The organism is Brevundimonas sp. MF30-B (genome assembly GCF_004683885.1).
Lineage (GTDB): Bacteria > Pseudomonadota > Alphaproteobacteria > Caulobacterales > Caulobacteraceae > Brevundimonas.
On sequence record NZ_CP038440.1, the window covers coordinates 836,315 to 855,111 of the forward strand.

Annotated in this window: 15 protein-coding genes; 8 read left to right on the top strand and 7 right to left on the bottom strand. The window is 66.8% G+C overall.

Annotation, left to right across the window (positions count from 1 at the left end; all coding sequences use genetic code 11):
• The first annotated feature begins 18 nt into the window (after positions 1-18).
• From sucC to odhB, 4 genes are all read left to right on the top strand, one after another.
• On the top strand, positions 19-1,209 hold the full coding sequence (gene sucC / locus E4M01_RS04290) for an ADP-forming succinate--CoA ligase subunit beta (protein WP_135062072.1): 1,191 nt from the start codon (positions 19-21) through the stop codon (positions 1,207-1,209).
• Positions 1,210-1,254: 45 nt separating this feature from the next.
• Entirely contained in the window at positions 1,255-2,157 is a 903-nt protein-coding gene (gene sucD / locus E4M01_RS04295) for a succinate--CoA ligase subunit alpha (protein WP_135062071.1), read from the top strand.
• 258 nt (positions 2,158-2,415) lie between these two features.
• Positions 2,416-5,400, top strand: coding sequence for a 2-oxoglutarate dehydrogenase E1 component (locus tag E4M01_RS04300; RefSeq protein ID WP_135062070.1), 2,985 nt, complete (start codon positions 2,416-2,418; stop codon positions 5,398-5,400).
• A gap of 46 nt (positions 5,401-5,446) precedes the next feature.
• Entirely contained in the window at positions 5,447-6,946 is a 1,500-nt protein-coding gene (odhB, locus tag E4M01_RS04305; RefSeq protein ID WP_135062069.1) for a 2-oxoglutarate dehydrogenase complex dihydrolipoyllysine-residue succinyltransferase, read from the top strand.
• 137 nt (positions 6,947-7,083) lie between these two features.
• Here the strand turns inward: odhB and groL are convergent, their stop codons facing one another.
• Positions 7,084-8,733 (bottom strand): chaperonin GroEL, encoded by a 1,650-nt coding sequence (gene groL / locus E4M01_RS04310; protein WP_135062068.1) that lies wholly within the window; start codon positions 8,731-8,733, stop codon positions 7,084-7,086.
• A gap of 51 nt (positions 8,734-8,784) precedes the next feature.
• Positions 8,785-9,072, bottom strand: coding sequence for a co-chaperone GroES (locus E4M01_RS04315; protein WP_135062067.1), 288 nt, complete (start codon positions 9,070-9,072; stop codon positions 8,785-8,787).
• 235 nt (positions 9,073-9,307) lie between these two features.
• Here E4M01_RS04315 and E4M01_RS04320 point away from each other — a divergent pair, with 235 nt between their 5' ends.
• Positions 9,308-9,709 carry a hypothetical protein gene (locus E4M01_RS04320; protein ID WP_135062066.1) on the top strand — a complete coding sequence of 134 codons (402 nt, stop codon included), beginning with the start codon at positions 9,308-9,310 and terminating at the stop codon, positions 9,707-9,709.
• A 40-nt stretch (positions 9,710-9,749) separates the two neighbouring features.
• Here E4M01_RS04320 and pgi read toward each other — a convergent pair whose 3' ends face one another.
• A complete protein-coding gene (pgi, locus tag E4M01_RS04325) occupies positions 9,750-11,378 on the bottom strand; it encodes a glucose-6-phosphate isomerase (protein ID WP_135062065.1) in 1,629 nt (542 codons plus the stop codon).
• A gap of 101 nt (positions 11,379-11,479) precedes the next feature.
• On the opposite strand from pgi, the gene E4M01_RS04330 reads away from it, so the two are divergent.
• Positions 11,480-11,953, top strand: a complete 474-nt coding sequence (locus E4M01_RS04330; protein ID WP_135062064.1) for a hypothetical protein — start codon at positions 11,480-11,482, stop codon at positions 11,951-11,953.
• Between the two features lie 110 nt (positions 11,954-12,063).
• On the opposite strand, the gene phnE is transcribed toward E4M01_RS04330, so the two are convergent.
• The 4 genes from phnE to E4M01_RS04350 all read right to left on the bottom strand — a co-directional run bounded on the left by phnE (position 12,064) and on the right by E4M01_RS04350 (position 16,012).
• Entirely contained in the window at positions 12,064-12,873 is an 810-nt protein-coding gene (phnE, locus tag E4M01_RS04335; protein ID WP_135062063.1) for a phosphonate ABC transporter, permease protein PhnE, read from the bottom strand.
• On the bottom strand, positions 12,870-13,877 hold the full coding sequence (gene phnD, locus E4M01_RS04340; RefSeq protein WP_135062062.1) for a phosphate/phosphite/phosphonate ABC transporter substrate-binding protein: 1,008 nt from the start codon (positions 13,875-13,877) through the stop codon (positions 12,870-12,872). Before phnD ends, phnE begins: the two co-directional genes overlap by 4 nt.
• Positions 13,874-14,680, bottom strand: coding sequence for a phosphonate ABC transporter ATP-binding protein (gene phnC / locus E4M01_RS04345; protein ID WP_135062061.1), 807 nt, complete (start codon positions 14,678-14,680; stop codon positions 13,874-13,876). Before phnC ends, phnD begins: the two co-directional genes overlap by 4 nt.
• Before the next feature lie 108 nt (positions 14,681-14,788).
• Positions 14,789-16,012, bottom strand: coding sequence for a DUF2254 domain-containing protein (locus tag E4M01_RS04350; RefSeq protein WP_135062060.1), 1,224 nt, complete (start codon positions 16,010-16,012; stop codon positions 14,789-14,791).
• 229 nt (positions 16,013-16,241) lie between these two features.
• Between E4M01_RS04350 and E4M01_RS04355 the strand changes: the two genes are divergently transcribed.
• Both E4M01_RS04355 and E4M01_RS04360 read left to right on the top strand, forming a co-directional pair.
• Positions 16,242-17,507 (top strand): type III PLP-dependent enzyme, encoded by a 1,266-nt coding sequence (locus E4M01_RS04355; protein WP_135062059.1) that lies wholly within the window; start codon positions 16,242-16,244, stop codon positions 17,505-17,507.
• Between the two features lie 119 nt (positions 17,508-17,626).
• Complete coding sequence (locus E4M01_RS04360; protein ID WP_135062058.1) at positions 17,627-18,682, top strand: deoxyhypusine synthase; 1,056 nt, start codon at positions 17,627-17,629, stop codon at positions 18,680-18,682.
• Positions 18,683-18,797 lie beyond the last annotated feature (115 nt).

The following is an 18,797-nucleotide window of genomic DNA, read 5'->3' on the forward strand; positions in this document are numbered from 1 at the left end:
CGGTCAGGGCGTCGGTCCATGAACATTCACGAATATCAGGCCAAACAGGTCCTCAAGGGCTTCGGCGCGCCGGTCGCGGCGGGCGTTCCGATCACCTCGGCCGACGAGGCCGAGGCGGCGGCGAAGCAACTGCCTGGCCCGCTCTATGTCGTGAAGTCGCAGATCCACGCCGGCGGACGCGGCAAGGGCAAGTTCAAGGAACTGGGCGCCGACGCCAAGGGCGGCGTGCGTCTGGCCTTCTCGATCGAGGAAGCCGTAGCCCACGCGAAGGAGATGCTGGGCAACACCCTGGTCACCGCCCAGACCGGCCCGGCCGGCAAGCAGGTCAACCGCCTGTACATCGAAGACGGCGCCGACATCGCCCGTGAACTGTACCTGTCGCTGCTGGTCGACCGTTCGGTCGGCCGCGTGGCCTTCGTCGTCTCCACCGAAGGCGGCATGGACATCGAGACGGTCGCCCACGACACGCCCGAGAAGATCCACACCATCGCCATCGACCCGGAAGCCGGCGTGACCGACGCCGACGTGGCCGCCATCTCCAAGGCGCTGGAGCTGACCGGCGACGCCGCCGAGGACGCCAAGTCCCTGTTCCCGGCGCTCTACAAGGCCTTCGTCGAGAAGGACATGGCCATGCTGGAGATCAACCCGCTGATCGTCATGGAGAACGGCCGCCTGCGCGTGCTGGACGCCAAGGTCAGCTTCGACGGCAACGCCCTGTTCCGCCACGAGGACATCCGCGCCCTGCGCGACGAGACCGAAGAAGACGCCAAGGAGATCGAGGCCTCCAAGTGGGACCTCGCCTATGTCGCCCTGGACGGCAACATCGGCTGCATGGTCAACGGCGCGGGCCTGGCCATGGCGACGATGGACATCATCAAGCTGTACGGCAAGGAGCCGGCCAACTTCTGCGACGTCGGCGGCGGCGCGTCCAAGGAGAAGGTCGCTGCGGCCTTCAAGATCATCACCGCCGACCCCAAGGTCGAGGGCATCCTGGTCAACATCTTCGGCGGCATCATGAAGTGTGACGTCATCGCCGAAGGCGTGGTCGCCGCCGTCAAGGAAGTGGGCCTGAAGGTGCCGCTGGTCGTCCGCCTGGAAGGCACCAATGTCGAGCTGGGAAAGAAGATCCTGAACGAGTCGGGCCTGGCCATCACCGCCGCCGACGACCTGGACGACGCCGCCCAGAAGATCGTCGCGGCGGTCGCCTAAGCGACCCGACCGCCCCAGACACGCACGAATTCAGAGCACAGACACATGTCCATTCTGGTCGACAAGAACACCAAGATCCTGGTCCAGGGCCTGACCGGCAAGACCGGCAGCTTCCACACCGAACAGGCGCTGGCCTACTACGGCACCCAGATGGTCGGCGGCATCCATCCGGCCAAGGGCGGCCAGACCTGGACGGGTTCGCACGGCGAGAGCCTGCCGATCTTCGCCTCGGTGGCCGAAGGCCGCGACGCGACCGGCGCCGACGCGACCGTGATCTACGTCCCGCCGGCGGGCGCCGCCGACGCCATCATCGAGGCCATCGAGGCCGAAATCCCCTTCATCACCTGCATCACCGAGGGCATCCCGGTCATGGACATGGTGCGGGTCAAGGCGCGGCTGGACCGCTCCAACTCGCGCCTGCTGGGCCCCAACTGCCCCGGCGTGCTGACGCCCGAAGAGTGCAAGATCGGCATCATGCCGGGCTCCATCTTCAAGAAGGGCTCGGTCGGCATCGTCTCGCGCTCGGGCACCCTGACCTATGAGGCGGTGTTCCAGACCACCAATGAGGGCCTGGGCCAGACCACGGCCGTCGGCATCGGCGGCGACCCGGTGAAGGGCACCGAGTTCATCGACATGCTGGAGATGTTCCTGGCCGACGACGCCACGGAATCCATCATCATGATCGGCGAGATCGGCGGCGCGGCCGAGGAAGACGCCGCCCAGTTCCTGATCGACGAGGCCAAGAAGGGCCGCAGGAAGCCGATGGCCGGCTTCATCGCGGGCCGCACGGCTCCGGAAGGCCGCACCATGGGCCACGCCGGCGCTGTCGTCTCGGGCGGCAAGGGCGATGCGGGCTCCAAGATCGAAGCCATGGAGGCTGCCGGCATCAAGGTCTCGCCTTCGCCGGCGCGCCTGGGCAAGACACTGGTCGAAGTGCTGAAGGGTTAAGACCCTTCAGCGGAGCGCTTCGCGCGAGCGCTATGCTCGCGATGCGGTCGCTCGCGGCTTGAGCGCTGTGAGTTTGGGGCGGTTTTGCTCCTTGAAACGCCTCCGGTTCGCGCCGGAGGCGTTTTTCTTTGCGGGATGCGACCAATTTCCCGCGGATTCGCCCCGCTTCGGTCATGACCCATAAGGAAACAGCGCCTATATGAGCACACCGCCTACGCGCAGACGTGCGCGTGCGGGTCCAAGGGACTGACGAGAACAATGGCTGACGACGCCGGACGGCTGAACCAGGTCTTTGCAGAGACCGCCTTCCTCTACGGCTCCAACGCCGCCTTCCTCGAAGATCTGCACGAGAAGTGGGCCGCCGATCCCGCCTCCGTGTCGGACGAATGGCGCGCCTTCTTCGACCAGCTGCGCGACAACGCCGACCAAGTGAAACAGGCCGCCGCCGCCGGCGCCTGGGGCCGTTCGGTCAACCGTGAGCCGACCGAAGAGACCGGCGTGTTCGACGGCCGCTGGCCCGAGCCCAGGCCTGACCCCAAGAAGTCCAGCGTCGCGCCGGCCAAATCCGCGCCCGCCTCGGCCGATGAGATCAAGGCGGCCGCCCATGATTCCATCCGCGCCCTGATGCTGATCCGCGCCTATCGCGTGCGCGGCCATCTGCAGGCGACTCTGGACCCGCTGGGCATCGAACTGCCCATCCGGAATCCCGAGCTGACCCCCGAGTTCTACGGCTTCACCAGCGCCGACTTGGATCGCCCGATCTATCTGGATGGCGTCTTGGGTCTGCAGACCGGCACCATTCGTGAAGTTCTGGAGATCCTGAAGCGCACCTACTGCGGCCACATCGGCATTCAGTACATGCACATCGCCGAGCCCGAGGAGAAATCCTGGCTGCAGGCGCGCTTCGAAGGTCCCGACAAGTTCGAGAAGAACGCCTTCACCAAGGAAGGCAAGCTGGCCATCCTGAACAAGCTGATCGAGGCCGAAGGCTTCGAACGCTTCCTGCACAAGCGCTTTCCCGGCACCAAGCGGTTCGGCCTGGACGGCGGCGAGGCCATGGTTCCGGCTCTGGAGCAGGTCATCAAGCGCGGCGGCCAGTTGGGCGTTGACGAGATCGTGCTCGGCATGGCGCACCGCGGCCGCCTGAACACCCTGGCCGCCGTCATGGGCAAACCCTACCGCGCCATCTTCCACGAGTTCCAGGGCGGCTCGACCGTCCCGTCGGACATCGAGGGCTCGGGCGACGTCAAATACCACATGGGCGCTTCGTCGGACCGCGAGTTCGACGGCAACAGCGTGCACCTGTCCCTGACCGCCAATCCGTCGCACCTCGAGATCGTCAATCCGGTCGTGCTGGGCAAGGCCCGCGCCAAACAGGCTTTCGACATCCGCGAGGCCAACGCTGGCAAGCCCGAGGCCGAATGGGTGCTCGACCGCACCAAGGTCGCGCCGCTCTTGATCCACGGCGACGCCGCTTTCGCCGGCCAGGGCGTGGTGGCCGAGTGCTTCGCCCTGATGGGGCTGAAGGGCTACCGCACGGGCGGCACCATCCATTTCGTGATCAACAACCAGATCGGCTTCACCACCAGCCCGCGCAACTCGCGCTCGTCGCCCTATCCGTCGGACGTGGCCCTGATGGTCCAGGCGCCGATTTTCCACGTGAACGGCGACGATCCGGAAGCGGTCGTCTTCGCCGCCAAGGTGGCCACCGAATACCGCCAGAAGTTCCACAAGGACGTGGTGGTGGACATGTTCTGCTACCGCCGCTTCGGCCACAACGAAGGCGACGATCCGACCTTCACCCAGCCGCTGATGTATTCGAAGATCCGGGCGCAGCCCTCGACGCGCGAGATCTACTCCAAGCGCCTGATCGAAGAGGGCGTCATCAGCCAGGCCGAGGTCGACGCCGAGATCGCACGCTTCGAAGCCTTCCTCGACGCCGAGTTCGACGCCGGCAAGAGCTTCGAGGCCAAGAAGGCCGACTGGCTGGACGGCCAGTGGCAGGGCCTCCAGGCGCCTAAGGAAGAACAGCGCGGCGAAACCGCCGTGTCGGCCGACAAGCTGCGCGACTACGGCCACCGCCTGACCACGCTGCCCAACGACGTGGACGCCCACAAGACGCTGAAGCGCGTGATCGACGGCCGCCGCGAAGCCATCGACAGCGGTCAGAACATCGACTGGGCCACCGCCGAGAGCCTGGCCTTCGCCTCGCTGCTGGACGAGGGCTATCCCGTCCGCCTTTCGGGCCAGGATTCTGTACGCGGCACCTTCTCGCAGCGCCACTCGGGCATCATCGATCAGACGACCGAGGCCCGCTACATCCCGCTGAACAACCTGCGCGACGGCCAGGCCCATTTCGAGGTCATCGACTCGGCCCTGTCGGAAGAGGCGGTGCTGGGCTTCGAGTACGGCTATTCGCTGGCCGACCCGAACAGCCTGGTGCTGTGGGAGGCCCAGTTCGGCGACTTCGTGAACGGCGCCCAGGTGGTGATCGACCAGTTCATCTCGTCGGGCGAGCGCAAGTGGCTGCGCATGAGCGGCCTGACCATGCTGCTGCCGCACGGCTACGAGGGGCAGGGGCCCGAGCACTCCTCGGCCCGTCTTGAGCGCTTCCTGCAGCAGTGCGCCGAAGAGAACATGCAGGTCGCCAACTGCACGACGCCGGCCAACTACTTCCACATCCTGCGCCGCCAGATGCACCGCTCGTTCAGGAAGCCGCTGATCCTGATGACGCCCAAGTCGCTGCTGCGTCACAAGAAGGCGGTCTCGACCCTGGCCGACATGGCCGAGGGCAGCGCCTTCCACCGCGTCCTGCACGACGACGCCCAGACGCGGCCCGAGGTCGCCGGCGTCAGCATCCGCCCCGACAAGGATATCCGCCGGGTCATCCTGTGCTCGGGCAAGGTCTATTACGACCTGCTGGACGCGCGCGAGAAACAGGGCGTGGACGACGTCTACATCCTCCGCCTGGAACAGTTCTATCCGTGGCCGATACAGTCGCTGCGCAAGGAGCTGGCGCGCTTCGCCAACGCCGAGCTGGTGTGGTGTCAGGAAGAGCCCAAGAACATGGGCGGCTGGACCTTCGTCGATCCGTGGCTCGAGCTGACGCTGGATAAGATGGACATCAAGGCCAAGCGCGCCCGCTATGTCGGCCGCCCGGCCTCGGCCTCGACCGCCGCGGGCCTGATGAGCCGACACCTCAAGGAACTCGAGGCTTTCACCACCGAAGCCTTCGCCCGATAATCACTCAGACGCCCCGACACAGACGCACCCGCACGAGACCGACGACATGGCCGACATCCTGACCCCCGCCCTTGGCGAATCCGTATCCGAGGCGACCATCGCCAAGTGGTCGAAGAAGGTCGGCGAGCCGGTCAAGAAGGACGAGGTCCTGGTCGAGCTGGAAACCGACAAGGTCTCGCTGGAGGTCGTGGCGCCGGCCGACGGCGTGCTGGGCGAGATCAAGTTTGACGAGGGCGACACGGTGACGCCGGGCGCGGTGCTGGGCTCGGTGTCCGAGGGCGGCGCGGCCGCTGCGGCCCCCAGCGCGTCGAAGGCCGAAGCCAAGCCGGCTGAGGCCGTCCCCGCCGCCTCCGCCTCCGCCGAGGCCGTCGCCATCAATGTCCCGACCATGGGCGAAAGCGTCGCCGAGGGCTCGATGGGCAAGTGGCTCAAGAAGAGCGGCGAAGCGGTCAAGAAGGACGAACTGCTGGTCGAGATCGAGACCGACAAGGTCGCGGTCGAGGTTTCGTCGCCGGTCGACGGCGTCCTGACCATCGAGGCCGACGAAGGCTCCACCGTCACGCCGGGTCAGAAGATCGGCTCCGTCTCGGCCTCGGGGGCGGCCACTGCCGCGCAGTCCGCTGCCCCGGCCAAGGCGGCCAACAGCGGCTCGGCCCAGGTTTCCGGCGACAAGCTGTCGCCCGCCGTCCAGCGCGTCGTCGCCGAGAACAACCTGGACCCCAAGGCCATCTCGGCCACGGGACCCAAGGGCAACATCACCAAGGGCGATGCGCTCGCCGCCATCGGCTCGGGCGCGACCGCGCCGGCGCCCAAGGCCGCAACGCAATCCGCGCCGCGTGAAACCGGGCCGCGCGAAGAGCGCGTGAAGATGACGCGTCTGCGTCAGACCATCGCCCGCCGCCTGAAGGAATCGCAGAACACCGCCGCCCAGCTCACCACCTTCAACGAGGTGGACATGACCAACGTCATGGCCCTGCGCGCCGCCTACAAGGACACGTTCGAGAAGCGCCACGGCGTGAAGCTGGGCTTCATGAGCTTCTTCACCAAGGCGGTCGTCGCCGCCCTGAAGGAGATCCCGGCCGTCAACGCCGAGATCGACGGCACGGACATCATCTACAAGAACCACTACGACATCGGCGTGGCCGTCGGCACCGACAAGGGCCTGGTCGTGCCGGTGCTGCGCGACGCCGACCAGCTGTCGCTGGCGGGCATCGAAAAGGGCATCGGCGCCCTGGGCAAGGCCGCGCGTGACGGCGACCTGACGCTGGACCAGCTGCAGGGCGGCACCTTCACCATCACCAACGGCGGCACCTACGGCTCGCTGATGTCGACGCCGATCCTGAACGCGCCGCAGTCGGGCATCCTGGGCATGCACAACATCGTCCAGCGCCCGATGGCGGTGAACGGCGAGGTGAAGATCCGCCCGATGATGTACATCGCCCTCAGCTACGACCACCGCCTGGTGGACGGCAAGGAGGCGGTGACCTTCCTGGTGCGCGTCAAGGAACTGCTGGAAGACCCGCAGCGCGCCTTGCTGGACCTCTAGGTCCCACGACATTCGAAACAAAGAAGCCCCGGGGTGATCCCCGGGGCTTTTTTTGTCGCCGCTTTTGGCGGCGGCCCATGAAAAAGGGCGGCGTCCGCGAAGACGCCGCCCTCGTTCTGAGTGAGAAGATGGACTTCTTAGAAGTCCATGCCGCCCATGCCGCCCATGCCGCCGCCCATGTCGGGGGCGCCGCCGCCGGAGGCCTTCTTCGGCGCATCGGCCACGGCCGCTTCGGTCGTGATCAGGATGCCCGCGACCGAGGCCGCGTCCTGCAGAGCCGTGCGGACGACCTTGGCGGGGTCGATGACGCCCATCTTGACCAGGTCGCCGTATTCTTCGGTCTGGGCGTTGAAGCCGAACGAAGCGTCGTTGTTCTCCAGCACCTTGCCGACCACGATCGAGCCTTCGACGCCGGAGTTTTCGGCAATCTGGCGGATCGGAGCCTGCAGGGCGCGACGGATGATGGCGATGCCGGCGTTCTGGTCGGCGTTGTCACCCTTGACGTCGGCCAGGATCTTGGAGGCCTTCAGCAGGGCGATGCCGCCGCCCGGAACGATGCCTTCGTCAGCCGCGGCGCGCGTGGCGTTCAGGGCGTCGTCGACGCGGTCCTTCTTTTCCTTCACTTCGACTTCGGTCGAGCCGCCGACGCGGAGCACGGCGACGCCGCCGGCCAGCTTGGCCAGACGTTCCTGCAGCTTCTCCTTGTCGTAGTCCGAGGTGGTGTCTTCGATCTGGCGCTTGATCTGGGCCACGCGGGCTTCGATGTCGGCCTTTTCACCCACGCCTTCGACGATCGTGGTGTCGTCCTTGGTGATCGAGACCTTCTTGGCCTTGCCGAGCATGTCCAGGGTGACCGACTCGAGCTTGATGCCCAGGTCTTCGGAGATGACCTGGCCGCCCGTCAGGATGGCGATGTCTTCCAGCATGGCCTTGCGGCGGTCGCCGAAACCCGGAGCTTTGACGGCGGCGACGCGCAGGCCGCCGCGCAGCTTGTTGACCACCAGGGTGGCCAGGGCCTCGCCTTCGATGTCCTCGGCGATGATCAGCAGCGGACGGCCCGACTGCACCACGGCTTCCAGGATCGGCAGCATGGCTTGCAGCGAGGTCAGCTTCTTCTCGAACAGCAGGATGAGCGGCTCTTCGAGCACGGCCTCCATCTTGTCGGCGTTGGTGATGAAGTAGGGCGACAGGTAGCCGCGGTCGAACTGCATGCCCTCGACGACGTCGACGGTGGTGTCGGCGGTCTTGGCTTCCTCGACAGTGATGACGCCTTCGTTGCCGACCTTGGCCATGGCCTGGGCGATCAACTCACCGATTTCCGAGTCGCCGTTGGCCGAGATGGTGCCGACCTGGGCGATCTCCGAGTTGTTCGAAACCGGCTTGGAGCTCTTCTTGATGTCTTCCAGCACCAGGGTCACGGCCTTGTCGATGCCGCGCTTCAGGTCCATCGGGTTCATGCCGGCGGCGACGGCCTTGAGGCCCTCTTGCACGATGGCTTGAGCCAGGACGGTGGCGGTGGTGGTGCCGTCGCCCGCCTTGTCGTTCGTCTTCGAAGCGACTTCGCGGATCATCTGGGCGCCCATGTTCTCGAAGGCGTCTTCCAGCTCGATCTCTTTGGCGACCGACACGCCGTCCTTGGTCGAGCGCGGGGCGCCGAAGGACTTCTGGATCACCACGTTGCGGCCCTTGGGCCCCAAGGTCACCTTGACGGCGTTGGCCAGGACGTTGACGCCCTTGAGCATCTTGTCACGGGCGTCGGTGTTGAAATGTACGATTTTAGCGGCCATCAGGGCAGCTCCTATCTATTTGGGATGTAAGGGAAACCGACCGGGCGCGTCTTACGACAGCACGCCCAGGACGTCGGATTCCTTCATGATGATCAGGTCGTCGCCGTCGATCTTCACTTCCGTGCCCGACCACTTGCCGAACAGGATGCGGTCGCCGGCCTTCAGTTCGAGCGCGTTGACCACGCCCTTGTCGTCACGGGCGCCGGGGCCGACGGAGACGACTTCGCCTTCCTGGGGCTTCTCCTTGGCCGTGTCGGGGATGATGATCCCGCCCTTGGTCTTGGACTCTTCTTCAACGCGCTTGACCAGCACGCGGTCGCCGAGAGGACGAAACGCCATCTGATTGCTCTCCCTTGGGATTTGACATTCGCTCGTGGGCCGCCTGTTTGGCAGCCGACCTGCACGAGTGCTAACGCAGGGGCAGGTAGGCTCGGCCAGCCCGGGCGTCAAGTCACAGGGCGCCGAAATCGGGGCGCTGCGATGAAGCGAAGATGAACGGCCGCCACCGGGCTTGTTCAGGGCGGGGCGCCTATAACGGTCTCATCAATCACCGGCCGCCGAAAGGAGCCGCATCATGAAGACCGTTTCGAAAATCGCCACGGGCGCCGTGGCCCTCACCCTTCTGGCCGCCACGCCTGCCGCCGCACAGTATCGCGATCGCGACAACACTGGCCGTGACGCTGTCATCGGCGCGGTGGTCGGCGGCTTGGCCGGTGCGGTCATCGGCAATGGCGACGGCCGCTATGTCGCCGGCGGCGCCTTGGCTGGCGCGGCGTTGGGCGCGGTGTCGTCGGATAACGACCGTCGCCGATACGATGATCGCTACAGGTACGACAACCGGTACTACGAAGGACGCCATTATCAGGGCCGGGGCTATTACCGGGACGGCCGTTTCTGGCGCAATCACGGCGAATGGCGCTCCTACCAGAACCGCTACGACAACCGTCGCGACTATCGCTACGACCGCCGCTGGTAAGCGGCGACATCAGGAAACGGGCGCTTCGGCGCCCGTTTTTTTACGCCAGTCGCTGCAGCAGGGTTCGCGTGGAGGGGTCGAGCGCCGCGCCTGGCGAGCCTGTCTCGACATCGCTCAGAATCGCCTTGGCCAAGACCTTGCCCAACTCCACGCCCCATTGGTCGAAGCTGTTTATGTCCCAGATGACGCCCTCCACGAAGGTCTTGTGTTCGTAGAGCGCCAAGAGAGCGCCGAGCGCCTGGGGTGACAGGCGGTCCATGACGATGGTGGTCGAGGGCCGGTTGCCTGGGAACGCCTTGTGCGGCGCCAGCCAGTCGGCTTCTTTCGCCGAGGCGCCCGAGGCCAGCAGCTCCTCGCGCGCCTGATCCTCGGTCTTGCCGATCATCAGGGCCTGGGCCTGAGCCAGGGCGTTGGCCCACAGCGGTGCCTCCACGGCGTCCCCCAGGGTGCGGCGCACGACCACGAACTCGGCCGGGACCGTCATCGGCCCTTGGTGGATTTGCTGGAAGAAGGCGTGCTGGCCGTTCGTGCCGGGCTCGCCGAACACGACAGGGCAGGTCTGACGCTGGACCGGCCGCCCGTCCAGCCGCACCCGCTTGCCGTTCGACTCCATCTCCAGCTGCTGCAGGAAGGCAGGGAGGCGGCGCAGGCCGTGGGCGTAAGGCGCGACCGTCCGCGCCGGCCGGTTCAACCCATCCACATTGTAGATCTGCGCCAGGGCCATCAGCACCGGGGCGTTCGCCTCGAGCGGCGCCTCCAGGAAATGCGCATCCATGGCGGCGGCGCCCACCAGCAGGTCGTGGAACGCGTCCCAGCCCAGGGCGATGGCGCAGGACAGGCCCACCGCCGACCACAGCGAATAGCGCCCCCCGACCCAGTCGCGGAAGCCGAAGGTGCGGCCGCAGCCAAAGGCCATGGCCTTGTCCGGGGCAGCGGTGACGCCAATGAAATGTCGATCCAGTCCTTCTTCCGGCAAGGCCGCTTTCAACCAGTCGCGCGCCAGCACCGCATTGGCCAGCGTCTCCTGGGTAGTGAAGGTCTTGGAGACGACCACCACCAAGGTCGTGCGCGGATCCAGCCCAGCCAGGGTCTCGGCCATCTCGCGTGGGTCGATGTTGGCCACGAAGCGCAGGTCCACCGCCGCGTCGATCGGACGAAGCGCGTCCCAGATCAGGCGCGGTCCCAGGTCCGAGCCGCCGATGCCGACATGGACGATGGCCTCGAAGCGCTGGCCCGTCGCGCCGCGCTCGGATCCGGTGCGCACGGCCTCGGCATAGGCGCGCATCTCGGCCCGCACGGCCTCGACCTGGGCCGAGACGGGCTCCCCCAGGGCCTTGAAGTCGGCCCCCGAGCCGGCTCGCAGCGCCGGATGCAGCACCGCGCGGCCTTCTGTCGGATTGACCGCTTCGCCGCCGAACAGGGCGGCTCGGCGGCCTTCCACGTCTGCGGCGCGCGCAAGGGTCAGAGCCGCCTCGAACCCCTCGCGGCTCCAGGACTGTTTCGACAAGTCCAGATACAGGTCCGCGGCCTCAACGCTGAACCGCGCTAGACGATCTGGGTCGGCCGCGAACTGATCCAGGATGGGCGTCCGCCCGTCCCCTTGCGCCGCCGCCGTCAGCGCGCCCCAGGCCGTGTCGATGCTCAAGGCGTTTGCGGTCGGGTCGGTCATGGTCGGCTCCAACGAAGTCGGGGAGGTCATAAGCCCTCGTTTACGGTCGAGGCGTAAGCCGGTTCAATCCGCAAGGCCGGATTCATTGGAAAGGTCTCGCCATGTCCTGCGCACTCGCCCTCGCCTCCGCTCTGCTACTGGCCGATCCGGTTGTGGCGACGGCCGCCGCCCAGCCCGCGCCCGCAGCCGCACCGGTGTCGGTGGCCGCAGAGCCCCTGTTCGCCGACATCATCGCCCGCTCGGCGCGGCTGAAGGCGGTCGTGGACGGCTGGAGCGCCTCGGGCGCCGCCGACGCCGCCGGCTTCGTCACGGGTCCCGACTTCACCGCTTTCAAGGCCCAGACGGTCGAACTGGCCGCCCTGGACATGCAGGGCCACGTCACCCTGCGCGAACGCGGGACGGACGGCGATCTGAAATGCATCCTGCGCGGCATCTCCGAAGACATGCCCAAGAAGGTCGCAGCAATCGAAAGCGCCACTGACGCCCACGCCCGCCATGCGGCGCTGGAAGAGCTTGCCTATCTGCTGAACGACAACGTCGAGGTCATCACGGCACCGCCTCAGCCGGAAGTGTAGGGGGTTTTTCTGGCGCTACGTTCGCCGCGCGGCGGCTCACCGCTTGAGCGCAAAAGAAAAGGGGCCGCGACTGTCGCGGCCCCTTTCTACGTTTCAGGTTCGTCGCTCCGTCAGAGCAGGCGCTTGCGCATGGCCTGGGACAGGAAGTCGATCAGGGTCACGGCGATCACGACGATGATCACCACGGCCGACACGTCGCGGAACGCAAAGGCGTTCATGCGGTCGAACAACACCTGGCCGATGCCGCCCGCGCCGATCAGGCCCAGCACGGTGGCCGAGCGGCTGTTGGATTCGAAACGGTAGAGGGCGAAAGATGTCCATAGCGGCGCGACCTGCGGAATGACGCCCCAGTTGATCTCGTGCAGCTTGGAGGCGCCGGTGGCGCGCACGCCCTCGACCGGACCCTTGTCGATCGACTCGACCGCTTCCGAGAACAGCTTGGCCAGAACCCCGGCGGTGTTCAGGGTGATGGCCAGAACGCCGGCCAGCGGCCCCAGGCCCACGGCGACCACGAACAGCAGGCCGATCACCAGGTCCGGGATCGAGCGCAGCAGGTTCATGACGATGCGGACCGGCTGAACCACCCAGACCGGCGCGATGTTGCGCGACGCCGCCAGGCCCATGGGCACGGCGAAGATCACGGCCAGGAAGGTGCCCCACAGGGCGATCTGGACCGTCTCCCACATCTTTTCGACGAACAGGCCCCAGTCGGCGAAGTTCGGACGCAGCAGCTCGGCGCCGAAGTTCTGGATGCTGGCCGAGTTGGTGACCAGATTGGAGATGTTGCCCAGGTCGACGGGGCCGAAGCTGATGATCAGCAGGACGGCCACGCCGCCCCAGATCAGAACGTCGAGCGCCCAGGCTCCGGCCGACTTGGTCGGCGGCTTGGGAATGGCGGTCGCGGCGACGGCGTCGGTCAAGGCTGGACCTCACGCAGGGCGCGCAGGCGGTTCAGCTCGGCCTCGGCGGCTGTGACCGCGGCGGCGTTGTTGCCGCGGCGCGCCTGCGACAGCGCCTGGTCGGCGATCAGCTCGCGCACCGGGTTCAGGTAGCTGTCGTCGGCGGGGTTGAAGCGCGAATAGTTGAGCCCGGCCAGCACCTGGCGCTGACGTTCGGCCTCGGCTCCCTCGCCCTGGCCATAGGTCAGGAAGAACTGGCGCACCTTCTCCTTGAGCGCCGGGTCCAGATCCTTGCGCACGACGATGCCAGATTCCGGGATCGGCGGGGATTCCCAGATCTCGACCAGTTGATCGGCGATGCGCGGGTTCTCGCGGCGTATGAAGATGGTGTTGACGCTGTTCGAAGTCGCCACATCCAGCACGCCCGAGGCGACCGAGAAGGCGTTGGCCTGGTGGTTGGCCGAGCGGACTGTGCGGAAGCAGCGCGACGGGTCGATATTGCGCGGATTGAACAGGAAGGTCAGCGGCGCCAGCGTGCCCGAGGTCGATTGAGCGTCGCCGATGCCGAAGTTGTAGCGCTGACCGCACGCAAGCACGCTGTCCAGGGTGATGCCCGAACCCTGACGCACGATCAGGGTGGACTTGTAGCTGTCGTTGCCTTCCGGATCGACGATGCGGGCGATGACCTCGGCGTTGGAGCGGTCAATGGCCTCCACAGCCGGCTTGGCCGAAAACCAAGCCACCTGGGTCTGATTGGCGCGCATGGCCTCCACCAGAACGGTGTAGTTGGAGCCGAAGTGCGGGCGCACGCGCACCCCGGTCGCCTTGGCCATGTCGTCCAGCAGGGGCTGCCATAGCGGACCGGAAGAGGCCTGACCTTCCGCGGACAGGATCGAGAAGGTGATCTCTGTCGGCGCGCCGCCGGCCGGAGCGCTTTCGCCCTGGCCGCACGACGTCAGGCCCAGCGCCAGCGCGCCGGCGGCCGCCAGGCCAAGGGCGCGGCGGGAGAAGGTGAAACGGCTCATGCCTTGGTTTCCCAAAAGGCGTCCTCGAACTCGGGACCGTAGATTTCGATAAGGCGCTTGGTGTCTAGGCCGGTCGATGGGCCGTCATAGACCACCTTGCCGCCCTGAAGCGCGATGACGCGGTCGCAGTAGCGGATGGCGTAGTCGACCTGGTGCAGGGTGACGATCACGCCCAAACCGTCGCGCTTGTTCAGCTCGACCAGCAACTCCATCACCTTGCGTGCGGAGACCGGGTCCAGCGAGGCGACGGGTTCGTCGGCCAGGATGGCCTTGGCGCCCTGGACCAGAGCGCGGGCGATGGCGCCGCGCTGCTGCTGTCCGCCCGACAGGGTGTTGGCGCGCTGGGCGGCGTAGTCGGACACGCCGACGCGGTGCAGGGCCGCCATCGCCGTTTCCTTGTCAGCCTGGGGCCAGACGCCGAAGAAGCCGCGCCAGCCCGGCAGCCGGCCCAGCGATCCCAGCATCACGTTGGAGAACAGGCTGAGCCGGCCCACCAGATTGAACTGCTGGAAGATCATGCCGAGGCGAGAGCGGGCGCGACGCACGGCGTTGGTCGTGCGGCCGTCCTTCTGGACGGTTTCGCCGAACACCTGGATCGTGCCGCCCGGGTCGATGGTTTGCAGGCCGGTGATCGAACGCAGCAGCGTCGACTTGCCCGAACCCGACGGCCCGATCAGGGCCACCATCTCGCCGGCGTCCACGGAAATGGAAACGCCGTTCAACGCCTTGCGGGCGCCGAAGGTCTTCGTCACGTCGCGCGCCAGGACTAGGCCCGGGCCGGCGGTGGCGGTTGCAGAACTCATGGACTCGCTAAGGGTCGGCTGCGGGTGGGGGCGCCGGATGACGCGAGAGCGGCGTTTCGGCAAGTCTTAATCGCACGCCTGCGTCGATCTCGTCCAGCCTTGAGGCTATCAGGCCGCAGCTTGGCGTACCCGCTCGCGGTCCTGCGGCTCGTCCAGCGAGCGCAGGGCGCGTTCCAGCGCCTCGTCCGCCAGGGCCCGCGCCGCTTGGCCGACCGAACCGGGATCACGCCCCAGGGACCGCAGGGTCTTCTGCACCCGCTCGGCCACTGCCGCGTCCGCCGAGCCGTAGCGGAGATAGGGCGAGAACAGATCATCCATGAGGTCCTGGGTCGACAGCGCCGGACCATAAAGGCGGTCGCAGGCCGCGGGCGTCGGCCGGTCGCAACCCTCGGCCCAGGCCTCGGCGGCGTGCAGGGCGCAGACCAGGACGGCGATCGCGGTCCCCGGATCGTTGATCGCCGGCGACAGGGCGCGCGACGCCACCTCGCCCAGCACGATCGCGCCATAGCGCGGGTCCTGATCGTACGACCGGTCGTCGGCGATGGCGAAGGCTGAGGCGATCCGCTTGACAACGGTGTCGCGCGGATCGGACGCATCGACGCGCGCCAAAGGCTCGCCACGTCGAACCAGGTCGCCGGGCTGGGCCAGGATGGCGATGCGGCCGTCGCATTGCTCGGCGCAGGCCTGAAGCCGGCGGGGGTCGACGTTCTCGACATAACCGGTGGCGGGGGCGGGAATGTCGACGCCGCTCTCGATCTCGCCCGCCGATCCGCCCAGGCGCGGCTGGCCCAGACGGTGCTCCATGGCCTCGACGGTCTTGGTCTCGATCGTCTTCAAGGTGTGACCCAGCCGGGCCAGGTTCGACAATCGGTCCACCCAGGCCAGCAGCCGGAAGGCCACCAGGCCGACCACCCCCAGGCTGACCAGGAAGATCACGGCCCGCCCCTCGGGCCCATAGTACTGCGCATTGACCGCCGTCAGTCCGACGATGGCGTAGAGGAAGGCCCCCACAAAGGTCGCCAGCGCCTTCTGGACCGCCTCATCGCCGGTCACCAGGCCCGCCGCGCGCGGCGTCGCCGAGGACGAGACCGAGGTGTAGGCCGTAACCATGGCGCCAAGCGAAAATGTGGCCACCGCAAGCAGGCTGGACGCCAGGACCGCCAGGATTTCCTCGACCGACTCGCCGCCCAGGCGCTCGGCCATCACGTCCGGCACCCACGGGCGCAGGAAGACGGCCGCCAGCGCGGTGAACACGCCCAGCGCCGCATACAGGCCGGCGCGCCACCACAGGCGGCGGCTAAGCTTGCGCCAGAAGAACAGCCAACGGCTCATGATCGCCCCTCGAACCCCGCGACCGGGGAAGTTTCTCGGAACGCCCCGGGGACAGGACGGTTCTCTTGAACGCATCCACCCACAGGCCCCGGCTGGCCGCGTCATCAAAATACCGCTTTACATGACGGCGACGCGACCCTAAATCGCGCGCTCCGGCGGACCCCGTGGTCTAACCGTTATGCGCTGCTAACGCCGGTCTGGGTTAACAATCAACAGGGGGTTACGTGAATTGCGCACGTACCAGCTTCCCCTGGACCTGGTCCGTGAGCGGCCTCCTGAACGTCCCGTCGCCCTCGTGCGGCCGCGTTCGGTTTCCGTAGCGGCGCGCTGGTTCCAGGACAATCTGAAAGCCGACGTCTTCTATGCGGTGAAGGCGAACCCGTCGCCTTGGGTCATCGAGACCCTGGTCGACGCCGGCGTCACCGCCTTTGACGTGGCCTCCATCGCCGAGATCGAACTGGTTCGTTCGGTCAGCCCGACCGCGCGTCTGGCCTTCATGCACCCGGTCAAGAGCCGCGCGGCGATCGCGCGCGCCTATTTCGACCACGGCGTGAAGACCTTCTCGCTGGACTGCCACGAAGAGCTGACCAAGATCGTCGAGGCCACCGATGGCGCCGCCGACCTGAACCTGGTCGTGCGCATGGCGGTCTCGGCCGACGGCGCGGCCTATACGCTGTCGGGCAAGTTCGGCGTGTCGTCGGATCAGGCGCCGGCCCTGCTGATGGCAACGCGCCAAGCGGTCAAGGACGGCCTGATGGGCGTATCCTTCCACGTCGGATCGCAGTGCATGCGCCCGTCCGCCTATGAGGCCGCCATGGCCCAGGTCGGCCGGTCGATCGCGCGCGCGGGCGTGTTCGTGGACATCGTCGATGTCGGCGGCGGCTTCCCCTCGGTCTATCCGGGCATGGTCCCGCCGGACATGAGCGAATACGCCGACGCCATCCATCGCGGCTTCAACGAGATGCCGGTGTCGGAGACGACCGAGCTGTGGTGCGAGCCCGGCCGCGCGCTCGTCGCCGAAAGCTCGTCGGTCCTGGCCCGCGTCGATCTGCGCAAGGGCGACGCCCTGTATCTGAACGACGGCTCCTACGGGTCGCTGTTCGACGCCACTCACTCGCGCTGGCCCTTCCCGACCAAGCTGGTCCGGGACGGTTCGTCGTCGAGCGAGCTGAAGCCCTTCCGATTCTACGGCCCGACCTGCGATTCCATCGACCACATGCCCGGCCCGTTCTGGCTGCCGGCCGATGTGCAGGAAGGCGACTTCATCGAGATCGGCATGCTCGGCGCCTATGGCGTGGCCATGACGACCGGCTTCAACGGCTATGGCGAGCACGACATCGCCGTGGTCGAGGACGCCCCGATGGCTTCGCTGTACGGCCTGGCGCCCCGCTCCATCCCGACCGTGCGCACCACGGCGGAAGAGCAGGCCCGCAAGGTCGTCCGCCTGTCACGGCCCAAGGGCAAGGCCGGCCAGCGCAAGAAGAGCCGGCGCTAAATCGTCACACTGCCCCTTTAAGGTTGGGGCGTTGTATCCAGCAGCGGCCCGTCGCTCCGTCCGGGCCGCTGCTTCTTTACTTTGGCGACGGGCGCTCACCTGTAAGGGAAACCAAACCGATGAACGCACCCGTCCAGTCGAACACCAAGGCCGAACTGCTGCAGAACACCGTCGAGCACATCGACATCACCAGCTTCGACGCCCGCCCGATCATCGACAGCATGCGCAAGATGTCGTTCTCGTCGCGCGACACCGCCCGCGCCGCCGACATCTTCAACATGGCGCTGGAAGACAAGAGCTGCTCGCCGTGGCTGATCCTCGCCGGCTCGACCTCGGCCGGCGGCTGCATGCACGTGTACCGTGACATGGTGAAGATGGGCATGATCGACGCCGTGGTCGCCACCGGCGCCTCGATCGTCGACATGGATTTCTTCGAGGCCCTGGGCTTCAAACACTACCAGGCCGCCGGCCCGGTGGACGACAACGTCCTGCGCGACAACTACATCGACCGCATCTACGACACCTACATCGACGAGGAAGAACTCCAGGCCTGCGACCACACCATCCTGGAGATCGCCAACCGTCTGGAGCCCCGCGGCTATTCCAGCCGCGAGTTCATCTGGGAGATGGGCAAGTGGCTGTCGGAGGGCAACGCCAAGAAGGAAGGCAGTCTGATCCAGACCGCCTATGAAGAAGGCGTGCCGATCTTCTGCCCGGCGTTCGTCGACTCGTCCGCCGGCTTCGGCCTGGTCAAGCACCAGAAGGAGCGCGCGGTCGCCGGCCAGCCCTACATGATGCTGGACGCCATCGCCGACTTCCGCGAACTGACCGACATCAAGATCGCGGCCGGCACCACGGGCCTGTTCATGGTCGGCGGCGGGGTCCCGAAGAACTTCGCTCAGGACACCGTCGTCTGCGCCGAGATCCTCGGCGTCGAGGCCGACATGCACAAATATGCGGTGCAGATCACGGTCGCCGACGTGCGCGACGGCGCCTGTTCGTCCTCCACGCTCAAGGAGGCGGCGTCGTGGGGCAAGGTCTCGACCACCTACGAGCAGATGGTCTTCGCCGAAGCCACCACGGTGGTGCCGCTGATCGGTTCGGACGCCTATCACCGCGGCGCGTGGAAGACCCGCGAGAAGCCCCGGTGGGCCAAACTGTTCGGAAAGGCCTGACGGCCTTTCCGATCTTTGTGGGCCGCGGTCAAAAGGCTCCGCCTTTTCGACCCGACGCGGCCGGAAGTTATGCTGAATGAAGAGCGCCGGGATTTCGATCCCGGCGCTCTTTTCA